The organism is Symbiopectobacterium sp. (assembly GCF_047692315.1).
Taxonomy (GTDB): Bacteria; Pseudomonadota; Gammaproteobacteria; order Enterobacterales; family Enterobacteriaceae; genus Symbiopectobacterium.
In genome coordinates this window covers 62,345-75,224 of the sequence record NZ_JBLLJS010000023.1, presented here as the reverse complement: position 1 = coordinate 75,224, position 12,880 = coordinate 62,345, and the positions used below count along the sequence as shown (strand labels likewise).

Here is a 12,880-nt window from a genome sequence, read left to right as displayed (position 1 = left end):
CCTCCCGCAGACCATTACTGATACTGAATAGAATAGACAACGTTGCTGACAACCGTACCCGCAGTAGTCGCACCTTCCGCAAAGTAGCGCACGATGTAAGGCAGGTTGGCACTGCCCGCTGAAATGTTTACATAGGCGTTACCGTTAACCTGACTCTGATTACCGGCTTCAATCACTGCACGAGACGGACTGGAGCCATCAAGTAATTGCAGGCTGACATTGGTCGCAGTCCCGATGTTATTCAAACGTCCCGTCACAGAATCTACGGTAGCCCCTGCTTCGAAAAATGCGGATACGGTTTGCAATGTGCCAGCACAGTTGTTCAATGCCATGGTAAAGCCGGTATCACCCGCAGTTTGGCCTGTGGTAGACAACTGGTTCGTTCCAATAGTGGGCAGCACAACTGTTGCATCTGCTGCCTGACCATCAACCACAATATCACAGGTATTAGAATTCAATTGTCCATTAAAAGTGATCGTGCCGGTTGAAGCAGCGTGTGCCAGGCCAACAGACATCATTGCGACGGCAACTGAAGAGAAAACGATTTTTTTCATTTACATATACCTTACCTGGTTATAACTCGTAATTTTTGATACTTAAGGATTACCTTGATATTTACATGGTTATTATTTAAACATCTTTATTGAAAGGAGTAGGCGTCTTCCATAAAAAGGAAAAACGTTTATTTAGTCACCTGGGGGAGTTTTCAATAGACGTCCAGAGAAATAAAACAGCCAAAAAAACCACACCAACATTGACTAGCGGAGTGCACTATAAAGCCCGTCAGATAATTCGGTAAAGAAAGTAATTTTTATCAGTGATAAAAAATACTTTATTCACAATCGCCAGGTATAATTTTATAATGCGCCTTTATCGTTCCCTGAAGAAAAAACTAACATTCATCGTTTTTTTACGCACACCTTTATGGTTGTAAATTTTTATTTTCAACTTTATCTCCCTTACAATTTTATACGCATTGGGATTAAACACTCTGCCGTGGCATACCTTTATCTCGGCTCTTGCCGCTGCCATGTGCGCTGTTTTCCATTCAATAAGGAAAATTTATTAATTCGATATAACGAAAATTTTTTAACTAAACGCGGACTGCTTATTTTATCGATTGCGAGATGTATGGCACCGAAAATCAAGGATAGCGAAAGTAAAATTATATTTATGAGACATTTTCCCAAACCGAATCAGTTAAAAATATTCCAAACAATATTGGAGCATAGCAGCTTTCGAGCAGCAGCCAAGGCGTTGTATCAAACTCAGCCAGCCCTTACCCAGTCGATGAATGAGCTAGAGAAAATGCTAGGAACCCCACTATTGATTCGTAGTCCACGCGGTGTGGCGTTAACCGAAGCTGGGAAGCTTTTTGAACCTCGAGCACAGTTAATTCTGAAAGAACTGGAACGTGCCGTAAGTGAAGTCAGAAAATTCAATACGTTATCCTGGGGTACTATTGAAATGGGAAGTTCATCTCTGCCCTTTTTGACCATGCTACCCTCTGCAATACAACGTTTTCAGACACGCTTTCCACACGTCAATGTCAATCTTACGGAAGGGCATCTCTCCGCGCTGTTACCCGCACTTCGGATGGGAAAATTAGATTTTATTATTGGTGAGACATCCCCCGAGAGCGCACTCTCCAGCGAATTTATTAAAGAACCTTTTTTTACTGCTCCTTTTTGCATACTTGCACGCCGCAGACATCCTCTTGCACAGTGCACATCATTAAGCCAGCTCAATGGGGCCAAGTGGTATTTACCGACAGCAAAGATTGGCTACTATAACCAACTGGACAAGTGGCTGTTTCCCTCGGGCCAGCAACCCGCAAATATGATAGTTAGGGGTGATGCGGCCATCATGGCACAACAAATGGTATTACATGCAGATTTCCTGACTGTAGCCGCCAAAGAGGTCATGCAGGTGCCTTATCTCGGCAGACTGTTTTGTATGGTACCAATTAAAGAACCGTTACCTGATGCCCACTTCAGTTTTATTTATTCCCAGCATTCACCGTTGACACAGGTTGCCAGAAGGATGATCGATAAACTGCGTTGGGAATGTAATAACTATCCCTGGCAAAGTGAATCCGAATCCCATTCACCGCTCGTCAAAGAAGGAGGATAGATGGCGACAAAACAGTGACGCCAATTGTCTGTGGTATTTAATATTTAATGATGTGTCTTGTGCCTACGACGGTGAATAAAACCGTTTTTTCAATGGGTTGTTGCCAACAATCAAAATCCTTCTACCTTAAAAAAGACGCTTCCAATAATGCTGATGGTGACCCATGAAAGAGCTTCCCAAAATTAATCAACTAAGGAATTTTCAGGCAATCATTCGCTATGGGAGTATCAGAACCGCATCACAAGCGCTGTTTCAAACTCAACCGGCCATGACGCGCAGTATTCAGGAGTTGGAAAGAATATTGGGTGTCACCTTGCTAGCCAGAGGGCCTCAAGGAATGGTATTAACCAAGATGGGACATATTTTTGAACCCAGAGTAGATATGCTGCTTAACGATCTGGAAAGGGCCGTTGATGAACTACACCAGGCGAGCCAAATGTCACAAGGCTCCGTTGTGTTTGATTGTTCACATTTGCCAGCCTTCAGCATCATGCCGGCCTTGATCAACAAATTTCAAAAAGAACATCCGACAGCCACGATTACCATATAGAAGGGCAATTGTCTGAACTTATCACGTCGTTACGCTTAGGGAGAATAGACTTCTATCTCGGCATTGCTTCACCGGAAATATCCATGAACGAGTTTTTTATCGAGAATTCTATCAAGACAGAGTTTTGCATTATGGCACGGCATGGACATCCGTTAGCCAACAGCACCACACTCAGCCAATTGCAAGGGTGCAAATGGTATTTTCCCAATGGCAAGCAGGATAACTGCAGCATCATTTATGGCGATTCAATGACGATTGGCGAACAGCTGGTGACAAATGAGGATTATCTGTTTATTGGTCCCAAGGCGATTCTCAGCGTTGATCACATCGATTCTCAGCGTTGATCACATCAAAGATATCGTATCGATGGTTGATGTCAAAGAAAAGCTGCCTGATGCCGAGTATACGTTGATCTACAAACAGCAGTTGGGGCTGACACCCTTGGCCAAACAGTTGATGGACGAAATCAACGCGGCCTGCACAGCATTTCTTACCAACGCGGTATAGGCGCGCCGCTGCCCCTATTTTCTCCTAAAGCATCAAGAGCCTTGCTGGGTAAATAATAACAAAAACTCAATAAGAGATGAAAAATCATAGAGTATGATCTTGGGATCACGCAATTAACTATGATAACAAAGAACCTCTCGAATCAATGACAGGGAGTTGTCATGGCTACAATGAAGGATGTGGCTCGCTATGCGGGCGTTTCTGCGGCGACAGTATGCAGGGTGATAACAATACCGTTTATGTTAAACCTGTTACCCGCGAACGGGTTGAGATGGCGATGCGTGAGTTCAACTATCATCGCAATGTTGCTGCACTCGCTATGACGAAAAGAAGCGGTAAGATGCTCGGGCTGCTTACTGGCAATCTGGACGATCCGTTCTTCTCGCGTATGGCTCGGGGAATTGAAGATACCACGCGCAAAGCCAGAGTACAGTTGGTAGTTTGCAGCGGTGGACATCGCACTGAGTTGGAAAAAGAAGGTCTGGAATTACTCATCAATCAGGGGGGCGAAGCCATTGTCGCCCACCTCCCCCGCATGAACGAAGACGATATATTACGCTACGCAGCCCATACCCCAGCATTGGTGGTGATAAACCGCTATTTACCGGTCATCGCCAATCGCTGCGTGTGGTTGGATAATACCAGTGCCGCTGAAGCTGCGACCAATCAGCTTATTCAACACAGTCATCGCAAAATAGCCTGTATCGCAGCAGATATTCCTATCGACGAGAGAAAACATCGCGTAGAAAGGTTACCGCAAAGCCATGGCTAATGCCGGGCTCCCGGTTGCAGATGAGTGGATCATCAACGTTCCCTTTAATGAACAAGGGGGCGAGCAGGCCGCAGAAAAACTATTGCACGCAGGGCTCACCTTCACGGCTCTGGTAACATTCAATGATGTAATGGCTGCTGGCATCATGCGCACTTTCCACCACAGACAGATTAAGAGTCCAGACGACATCTCCATGGTCGGTTTTGATGACATTGCCTGGGCCAAATATCTGCATCCTGCGTTGACGACCATGCATAATCCCATTGAGAAAATGGCGCGCCATGCCGCGACGTTAGCGTTACAACTCAACGCAGGGATAGTCGGGCCACCGCAAAATAACTGCTATTCCGCTGAGCTTATCCCACGTGCATCAGTAAAGTTTCTTTAATTCTTCCCTATTCGTCCAATTCAAGACCAAAAAGCGCGAGTGACTTCGCAACAATTCAGTCAATGAAACCGGTTACACACAGTTGCCAAGGATCACATTTATGTTGCAAACCATTTAATACGCTTGGCCCTTTCAATGCCTAACAGGAGAGACAAATGAACGCCAAAAAGGACCTTAATCTAGGATTGGCATTGCTGCCCATTATTGCCATGATCGTGTTGCTCGTTATTAGTTATGGTCAGCTAAAATTGCCCATCGAGTCGTTATTGCTTGTTTCTGCTTCCGTTTCTGCTGCCGTCGCCTATTGGCAAGGCTACCGCTGGATTGACATCATGAACGCGATAGTGAATAAGCTAGCGAAGGCTATGCCAGTGATCCTGATATTAATTTGCGTTGGTGGAATGATCAGCTCCTGGATGTTGAGTGGCACAATTCCTTACATGGTGTATTGGGGGCTGAAACTGGTCAGCCCTCAATATATCGTTATCACGTCTTTTCTCATTACCTGCGCAACGTCAGTATGCACAGGCACTTCCTGGGGAACCGCGGGCACCGTAGGTGTCGCATTAATGGGCGTAGCTGCTGGACCCGATGTCTCTCTGGCCGCCACGGCCGGTGCGGTGGTCTCAGGGGCATATTTTGGTGACAAGTTGTCACCGTTGTCTGACTCTACTAATTTCGCCGCTATCGTCGCAGAGACCGATCTTTATAGCCATATCCGCCACCTCATGTATACCACCCTTCCGAGCTTTGGTTTAGCTGCGGCGGTCTACCTGTGTTTCGGGTACACCACCCCCTCCAGTCACGCAGCGAATCTGGGCAAAGTGAATCAGTTCGTGACATCCATAGAGAATCTGTATCACTTTAACATGCTACTGCTCCTCCCCCCCATACTCGTGTTAGGGGGTGCCATGACTAAACTCTCGGTCATCCCGCTTATGCTCGCGGCGTCCGTTCTGGCGATTGACCTCGGCATAATCCTGCAGGGATTCACATTACAACAAGGGTTTATTTCACTGATACACGGTTTCAACATGTCAATGTTTACTGCTCAGGGTACAGATGTAGCCGGCCTGCTGGACGACATTCCTCGCTTACTCGATCGCGGAGGTATGTTTTCAATAATGAGCACGATTCTTTTGGTTCTCTGCACGTTTTCCTTTGCTGGCGCATTAACCCTGACTGGCGCGCTGACTGTCATCATTAATCGGTTGTTGAAGATGATTAAAGGTGTGGGCCAGTTGATTGCCGCCACAGTGGCCACAACCCTGCTGGTCACGGGTGCTACCAGTGATGGGAAGTTGGCGTTACTTATTCCCGCTGAATTGTTTAGAGAATCTTACCAGCGTATGGAGCTGGATAATAAAAACCTGTCACGGACTGTGGAAGATGCGGGCACTGTGACTGAGCCCTTACTCCCCTGGACATCGGCTGGCGTGTATATGGCCAGCACTCTGGGAGTGAGCACGTTGGATTTTGTACCCTGGGCAATCCAATGCTACGCCGCCATCATCTTCGCGCTTATTTACGGCTTTACCGGTTTTGGTATTGCCAGATTGCCTTCTACCACAACACAAGCAAATCCATAGTGACTCCGATGACGTTAAACGCCTAATTACCCAGGTGGTTCAAAGCCTGATTTACCGTAGTGAGCCATCTGATTTCTCCACGTTTATCACTGTTACTCACATGAGTACTCGTACTGTCATTAAACAATCCGATCAGTGCATTACCAGTCGGCAGCAGTACTCATCGCTGTAATGGCTTCAAACGCTTCATGCCCTACACTATGTGGCCTCCCTCCATGAATAACCAAGCATTGCCGATTAAAACGCTCGACAATAGTTAGTGTCTGGCTCCGGCCCCCCATTATTGTGAAGCATACGCGATAAAATCATTTTAGATGCACATAACGCTAAAAATTTTTGAAAAATAACCGTTAATAGTTTATGGATAGATGTAATTTTACCTGCATGTGGCAGAGTGCAACCCCTGCCAACAGAACAATATACCTTTGTAGGGCAACAATGTCATACGACATAACATTATGACACACAGGATAAAAAGGTATTATGGATAGCATATCGACATTAACGCCATACACCGCGACATATTCAGGGCAAAGTAGCCGAACGGTAAGCAGTCAATCTGAACAACAGAATACCGAGAGCAGTAATTCTGTGTTGGTTGAAGAAAAAATCCACCTTCAGACTGTGCATATAAAGCCAGGAAGCTCTCGCTAAATTTCAGGCGTATAGTGAAACGCAAAAAGTGGACAATATGGCAGCTAATCCGCTAAGAACCGCTGAAGGTTCAGCGGCTGCCCAACTAGGGCCCGTTAGTGAAGAAGGGCAAGCCAGACAGACACAGGCCTTGGAGACTGACAAAAAGAACAGTTTGACCGAATATTTAAGAGTATCAGATGAGGCTTGGACAAACCTTTCTGCAGTAACTCAACAGATTGACCAAACTTATTCATCTTTTCTGGAGCAACTTGCCGAAGACAACCCTGATTTGAAGGGCGCATTTTTTGGATTTAGTGTGAATAAAGATGGAACACTTTTTGTCTCGTACTCTGAAGATCTTAATAAAGAACAAATTGATCGTTTGAATAAGGCGTTGAATGACGATGAGGGATTAGTCGCCTTGGCTAATGACTTAGCGGATGCACAAATTGCAGTATTTAATGCTCATGATGGATTCAACAAGCAGAAGGCGCTTAATCGAGATAACTACGGTCAATCCATTGATATGGGCATTGATATTCTGACAAGACACCTCGCGCGTTCCGCTCCTCATGATGGATCGGCGTCATCCATTCATCAAAGCAACTGGAATAGCAACTGGTATAACCAAATATAATTACGAATCTATAATACCTCGAGTTGCAAGATACTTAGGTTCCTATTACTGCCCATATATAGCGGCACGGGCGGTACGGCACTGATTTTTTCCATATGAGCAGAGGTGATATGATCATCTCAAAACAACACAATGTAAGTATCCCGCTCACCTCTCTATTTTTTAAGGATCGCCAGTGCCTGCCGACTTAGTGGGACAAGATGTGGCGTGTGCATTTTTGAGCCTCGCTCAGAGAACTTCACACCGGGAATCGGTTTACGCTCTGGAGGGATCGTCCACAAAGCACGTTCAAAATCGATTTCCGGCCAGCGTGCAAAACGGGGCTCACTGGAACGGATAAAAATCAGTAGGGAGAGATTAATGACCCACTTGGTAAACTCACGGCCTTTGTAACCATCGATACGGCCCAGAATTTCATGCAAACGTTCGAGTTCCAACGCCGGGCGATGCTCTACCTTGCCGGGCATAATCGCCCCTGCCATATCGTGTGCCGGATTATAGTCAATCAAGCCGTTTTGTACGGTATAGATCATGATGACACTAACACGTTGCTTTAAGCGTTTAGCCACTTCTAAGCGCCATGAGATGTTGCTTACCGCCAAAGCGAAAACGCAGCCGCCAGTATTTGGATCCATTGGGGTGAACCAACAGAAGCATCCCACCACCGTCAGTCAGTGAATACTGTTTTTCTTCTGGTTTTGCCGTGCGCACTTTGATATCAGTCAGGGCCATCATCAATGTCCTCATAGGTGCTTACGGTGAGTATACAGAGCAAAATTGAACCAACGGATATACTCAGCTGTATACTCGCAAGCAAGTTGATGTCGGTTAAATTGTGTTGACGCTGGGAGAGTAAGGAATGAAGGAAAAGCCTGTAAGCCGTAGATTTTAGACAAAAAAATAGACGTCTGTTGACGTCCATTGATATGGTGATGGTGCCGGGGCAGGACTTGAACCCGCACAGCGCGTACGCCGAGGGATTTTAAAAAGTTACACCACAGTAAGTAAAACGATAGGTTATTTGATATCAAAGAGTTATATTTACGGAATTGTACGTAATTCTATGCTATGCCCGTTTCTGCTGCCACCGAATCACATAGTTCAGTGGCAGCGATTATTAATCTAGGGTTAATGAGTCGAACGGATTTAAGGTAACAGCCGCATCCAGGTGATCCGGTGCGAAATGTGCGTAACGCATCGTGATCGTGCTGTGGCCTAAAATCTGTTGCAGCACCAGAATGTTTCCGCCATTCATCATGAAGTGTGAAGCAAATGTGTGGCGTAAAACGTGGGTAAGTTGACCGCTCGGTAATTCAATACCAGCTCGCTTAATGGCGTACTTAAATGACTCGTAAGCTGGGGTGAAAAGCGCTCCACGTTTTTTAGGTAGCAGATTGCGCACCTTGTCCGATATCGGAACAGTTCTGTTCTTGTTCCCTTTCGTCCTGGTAAACGTAACACGATTTGGCAAGATTTGAGATTGTCTCAAGTCTTGTGCCTCACTCCATCTAGCTCCTGTAGCTAAACACAGGCGAACGATGGTACCTAAATCCTTATTGTCAGATTCATCACACGCAGTTAGTAAGCGCTTTATTTCATCAGGGTAGAGAAATGCCAACTCCTGATCGCGTTCTTTGAACTGGCGTATGCCATCAAGCGGGTTTTCTTTATCCCACTCTCCCATTCTTTTCAGCTCGGAAAACACCGCCCGTAAATATGAATATTCACGGTTGACCGTTGCTTCCTTCAAAACAGTTTTCCCCTTCGGATTCCACTCACCTTTTAGCCGTCGTTCTCGATAGACTACGAACATGTTTTTATCGACGTCAATAGCGAATGGATCGCCTAAACGCTCACAGATGGCAAGTAATTTTGCGTAGCGGGAATCGCCAGACGATAGTGTTTTGCCATGCATGTCATACCAGCGCTGAACTAAATCTTTCAGTGTGATGTTGCTGGTCGTGGTATCAACGCCTTTTTTATCGGCCATAAGGCGACGCTCATATGAAAGCGCCTCCCCGCGTGTGGCAAACTATTTACGTATGCGTTTGCCATCGCGGCCATAAGGGAAACACTGGCAAAGCCATTTCCCCGAGGGGAGTTTACTTACAGTCATAATAACAGTTCCCCATTGACATCTGTTTAACTTTCACGGATACAGACGTCGGAAAAGTATTTCCCATAAATTGTAAAATCAAAGCACTTATATTTTATCTCGGCTTTACCATCATACGAACTGTTTATCTTGTTAACCATTTCAATCACACAAGGTTGTTTTAAAACAAGCTCATACCTCTCCTTTGACGTATAAGAAAGACCACTGGGAACTTCACATAAACCAAGCCTACATAAATTATCTACATACATAGATAGTTTTTTGTGATCATTAATACCAGCTTCCACATCGATTAAAGAATAGTTTCTTATAAGCACTGAAAGGCCACCAGAATTTTTCATTTTTATACATACATCAACTGATGGAGTAGAGAATCCATGATGCATATATTTTATTATTTTCGCTTCATCAGAGCTAAGTTGCTTTATTATCTCGACAAATCCAGAATGAGTATTGTCAGCCATAGACTTATTCATAGCTGACGCTAAAAAGCCCGCAAACAGGTCACTCAAAGACTCATCATGTGCCATATATCGCAGTGCTCCAATGGTTGGAACAGCTATATTTGGTTTCGGTGTGATAATATCGTCCAGCTTAGTATCTTTTAATTTTTCAGCCACTTTAGGAATGAACTGTTCCTTAATTTTATCATATCCCCAAACCATGACACTTAATGGCGAAAGAGCAACATTTACTGATTTAGCAATAACAGCAAGGCTTTTGCCTAGTTCTCTTGCTGCAGGCTGTATCAAATCTTGATAAACAGGCACAGATTGAGTAAGCCCTGTTACTGCATTGATAGTTTCCGCAACTTTGTTATTCCCAGAGAACTTATCGCTTTCAGAGGTATTTTCATCCATCATTATTAGCTCGCTAATATAATTAGACTTTTATTCATAGGGACTCTGATATCAATGCGACAGTAATACACCTAACACAATTCCTATCGCAAGAACTGTACCGAAAAGCCGTGGCTCCGCTTTTAGGATGTTTATCGCATCTTGCCACGTCTGCACTTTGGACGCTGATGGTTTGGGTCTACTCCTACCCTGCTGCTCATCAAGTCATCCCATCGCCTGCTGAAGCTGCGGGCGAGTTAAATCAATTAACCGACTCGAACCAAAATTGATATGGCAAAATCGTGTAAGCTGTTCACGTAACTCTATCTGCTGTATATCTTTTAATAATTGATGCACTAACACATTGTTTGCATCTTTTTCTCGGCTGCGATCATGTAATGCATTCAAGAAACTCAACGCCGTGGAATACTGACTGACGGTAACTTCTTCAATACTATTGACGCCGAGTTCAGCATGCAACCGACGCCAAACAAAACGCGCATCTTCACGTCCTGCTTCCGCAATATCCTTCACCAATTGATTTAATTGGGAACGTTGTGCATTTACCAAATGGGCGTAAATCTTCTTTTGGATACGGAATGCTAACGTTTATATTTTTTTCATAATAATCGCGCCCTGCGGCCCGATTATTATCGCCTTGAGCCTCTACACTCATCTACAGCATCCTTGGTTCTTGCTACTTTTTCTCTTCGTGATAGTCCCTACCAGCCACGCGTTGGCCACTCCCCGTTACGTTTATCGAGCCCGTTGCAGAACTACCCGCCGTCAATGCGGCAAGTGCAGCGGCTTTTACGGCCAGCGGTGCGGCACGATAAATTTTGATCAGTTCTAATTCGTCATTAGAAATGTCACCAAGATCGGGAGTTCTCTTTCCGGTAAGGATATACAAAGTATCCATACCATACTTTGCGTTGAGGAAAGCCAGCGTTGCACCATCAGGTGCAGTTTCACCGCGCTCGTATTTTCCCCAAGTCCTTGTTGTTGTACCTAATTCTTCGGCAATGGCACTCTGACTTTTACCGATCGTTTCCCGCTCTTCGCGCAAACGCCCACCAATAAGGAATAAAAATTCCTCTTTCGAAGTTGACATAGGAATTTTTCTTCACTATATTGTGTTGAACAGGAACTTAGTGGATCACAACATACCATTATGACACAAGAAAATCATGCTCAGAAATCGCGTTTACCACGAGGTATCGCGTCCAAGAACCCTACCCCAATGCGCTTATCAGACGATGAGCGTGACAAGTTAGCGGCACTGGCAGCACAAGAAAGTCGCTCACTTTCAAGCATGGCCCATCTGGTATTTCTGCGGGGGCTGGAATCTTTTAACGTTCAAGGATAGCAGGTGGTTAAATGGCTAAAGCATTAAACATTAATATCACCGTCCCTACCCCATATGTTTCATTAAAAACATATTCAGAAATGACGGGCATCCCATTGCGTACCTGCGAAGGAATGGTTTCTGATGGGCGGATAATCATTCGCCCGAAAAAAGCGCGAATGGAAAAAGTAGAGGTTAATTTAGTTGCCATGCTGCGCGATGCCATAGCAAACAGCGAAATATAGTCGAAAAGAAACATCAATAAACAGGGATTATCATGGCGCTAGTTCAATTAAATAGCAAAGCCTCGCTTTATCGCGGATTCACTATTTTGAAACTACCGCGAAAAAATCCCTATGAGGTGGTGCGTTATCAAATAACACGCGGAAGCGATTATTTAGGTTTGGATTTTTCTTTATCAGAAGCTTGTAAAACAATTGATGCGATTCTTAATCATGCAAAATGAGCCGGTAATTAGCGTTGCGCCTTTTCTCAAATATCAATCACCCGCGCCGAAGCAGAGCGTTTACGCGACATGCCGTAATGCCGGATGGTTTGAACATTCTAACGGGCGTCGTTGCTCACCAAAGCCCCAGCAAGTTTATTTTCATCCACAAAGCAACAAGCCATACATACCTGAAAGAAAGCGCAGCAGTTGGGTTGCGCACCTGATAGGTATTAAGGCGTAGAGCCATGGCTAATACAGAACCCGCCCGCGCCATTGAGATTGGCATAAGCGCCAGGGTTGAGGGACTAAACCATATTGCGGCGTTACGGGGTAAATACTTTCCGGCAAATGGTGAAAAAGATATGTGCCGCTTTATCGATGATATGCGAGATAAATACGAGCCAGGTTATCACGATAACATTCGTGTTCTGTCAGCCCTGTTTGATTTGGCTGATATTGATAAGGAATGGCAGAGTTTGAAATTTAATGAACTGACAACTGATGAGAAAGAAAGGCTGATTAAAGCAATGAATAATCTCAAGGCAGTTGTGAGTTTATTCCCCAGGAATCTAATTCTACCACTGTAATAAATCCGTTTTTAAAGGCGTAAACCCGCCGGGACTTCTATTACCTGAAAAAAGGACATCACGATGAGAAATGCAGAAGTTAAACAAATACGAGTGGCAGATAACAACGCGCTCATTGGGTTGTTAGCCAAAGCTCGTCTTGAGGAAAAAAAAGACCAGCACTTAGCCTTTTCGATTCGCCTTGCGGCCCTGTCTATCCACGCACAGCAAAAAGAGTATTCCGCAGTAGAGATCATTGAACTGCTGCGCAAAGAGGCTGAACGGTTTGAACACTCTGCTCAGGAGATCATTGCATGAACCACGTAATGATAGCAGTTGAGGCCATGGGTAAAA

At 44.9% G+C, this 12,880-nt stretch carries 14 protein-coding genes and 3 pseudogenes; 11 read left to right on the top strand and 6 right to left on the bottom strand.

The genetic code is table 11. The features are described from left to right. Positions 1-14 precede the first annotated feature (14 nt). On the bottom strand, positions 15-554 hold the full coding sequence (locus ACMZI0_RS12650) for a fimbrial protein (RefSeq protein ID WP_415673206.1): 540 nt from the start codon (positions 552-554) through the stop codon (positions 15-17). Between the two features lie 370 nt (positions 555-924). Here ACMZI0_RS12650 and ACMZI0_RS12645 point away from each other — a divergent pair, with 370 nt between their 5' ends. From ACMZI0_RS12645 to ACMZI0_RS12615, 7 genes and pseudogenes are all read left to right on the top strand, one after another. Beyond that, positions 925-2,133 (top strand): LysR substrate-binding domain-containing protein, encoded by a 1,209-nt coding sequence (locus ACMZI0_RS12645; protein ID WP_415673205.1) that lies wholly within the window; start codon positions 925-927, stop codon positions 2,131-2,133. A gap of 163 nt (positions 2,134-2,296) precedes the next feature. Then, on the top strand, positions 2,297-2,683 hold the full coding sequence (locus ACMZI0_RS12640) for a LysR family transcriptional regulator (protein ID WP_415673204.1): 387 nt from the start codon (positions 2,297-2,299) through the stop codon (positions 2,681-2,683). A gap of 8 nt (positions 2,684-2,691) precedes the next feature. Then, on the top strand, positions 2,692-3,027 hold the full coding sequence (locus ACMZI0_RS12635; protein WP_415673203.1) for a hypothetical protein: 336 nt from the start codon (positions 2,692-2,694) through the stop codon (positions 3,025-3,027). A gap of 22 nt (positions 3,028-3,049) precedes the next feature. Beyond that, on the top strand, positions 3,050-3,190 hold the full coding sequence (locus ACMZI0_RS12630) for a hypothetical protein (protein WP_415673202.1): 141 nt from the start codon (positions 3,050-3,052) through the stop codon (positions 3,188-3,190). A 161-nt stretch (positions 3,191-3,351) separates the two neighbouring features. Continuing rightward, positions 3,352-4,350 (top strand): annotated as a pseudogene (locus ACMZI0_RS12625) (LacI family DNA-binding transcriptional regulator). 155 nt (positions 4,351-4,505) lie between these two features. Continuing rightward, positions 4,506-5,939, top strand: a complete 1,434-nt coding sequence (gene nhaC / locus ACMZI0_RS12620) for a Na+/H+ antiporter NhaC (protein WP_415673201.1) — start codon at positions 4,506-4,508, stop codon at positions 5,937-5,939. Between the two features lie 691 nt (positions 5,940-6,630). Then, a complete protein-coding gene (locus ACMZI0_RS12615; RefSeq protein WP_415673200.1) occupies positions 6,631-7,212 on the top strand; it encodes a hypothetical protein in 582 nt (193 codons plus the stop codon). A 158-nt stretch (positions 7,213-7,370) separates the two neighbouring features. On the opposite strand, the pseudogene ACMZI0_RS12610 reads toward ACMZI0_RS12615, so the two are convergent. From ACMZI0_RS12610 to ACMZI0_RS12590, 5 genes and pseudogenes are all read right to left on the bottom strand, one after another. Then, positions 7,371-7,944 (bottom strand): annotated as a pseudogene (locus tag ACMZI0_RS12610) (integrase arm-type DNA-binding domain-containing protein); the annotation flags it as partial. Between the two features lie 385 nt (positions 7,945-8,329). Next, positions 8,330-9,328 (bottom strand): annotated as a pseudogene (locus ACMZI0_RS12605) (tyrosine-type recombinase/integrase). 26 nt (positions 9,329-9,354) lie between these two features. After that, a complete protein-coding gene (locus ACMZI0_RS12600; protein ID WP_415673199.1) occupies positions 9,355-10,191 on the bottom strand; it encodes a DUF4393 domain-containing protein in 837 nt (278 codons plus the stop codon). Between the two features lie 201 nt (positions 10,192-10,392). After that, positions 10,393-10,737: a hypothetical protein gene (locus ACMZI0_RS12595; RefSeq protein WP_415673198.1), complete on the bottom strand. Its 345-nt coding sequence runs from the start codon at positions 10,735-10,737 to the stop codon at positions 10,393-10,395. Positions 10,738-10,864: 127 nt separating this feature from the next. Then, positions 10,865-11,278, bottom strand: coding sequence for a helix-turn-helix domain-containing protein (locus tag ACMZI0_RS12590; RefSeq protein WP_415673197.1), 414 nt, complete (start codon positions 11,276-11,278; stop codon positions 10,865-10,867). A 266-nt stretch (positions 11,279-11,544) separates the two neighbouring features. On the opposite strand from ACMZI0_RS12590, the gene ACMZI0_RS12585 reads away from it, so the two are divergent. The 4 genes from ACMZI0_RS12585 to ACMZI0_RS12570 all read left to right on the top strand — a co-directional run bounded on the left by ACMZI0_RS12585 (position 11,545) and on the right by ACMZI0_RS12570 (position 12,844). Then, positions 11,545-11,757 carry a DNA-binding protein gene (locus ACMZI0_RS12585; RefSeq protein WP_415673196.1) on the top strand — a complete coding sequence of 71 codons (213 nt, stop codon included), beginning with the start codon at positions 11,545-11,547 and terminating at the stop codon, positions 11,755-11,757. A gap of 32 nt (positions 11,758-11,789) precedes the next feature. Next, positions 11,790-11,978, top strand: coding sequence for a DUF4761 domain-containing protein (locus tag ACMZI0_RS12580; protein ID WP_415673195.1), 189 nt, complete (start codon positions 11,790-11,792; stop codon positions 11,976-11,978). A gap of 227 nt (positions 11,979-12,205) precedes the next feature. Further along, positions 12,206-12,547 (top strand): DUF5347 family protein, encoded by a 342-nt coding sequence (locus tag ACMZI0_RS12575; RefSeq protein WP_415673194.1) that lies wholly within the window; start codon positions 12,206-12,208, stop codon positions 12,545-12,547. A 63-nt stretch (positions 12,548-12,610) separates the two neighbouring features. Next, a complete protein-coding gene (locus ACMZI0_RS12570; RefSeq protein ID WP_415673193.1) occupies positions 12,611-12,844 on the top strand; it encodes a DUF2732 family protein in 234 nt (77 codons plus the stop codon). Positions 12,845-12,880 lie beyond the last annotated feature (36 nt).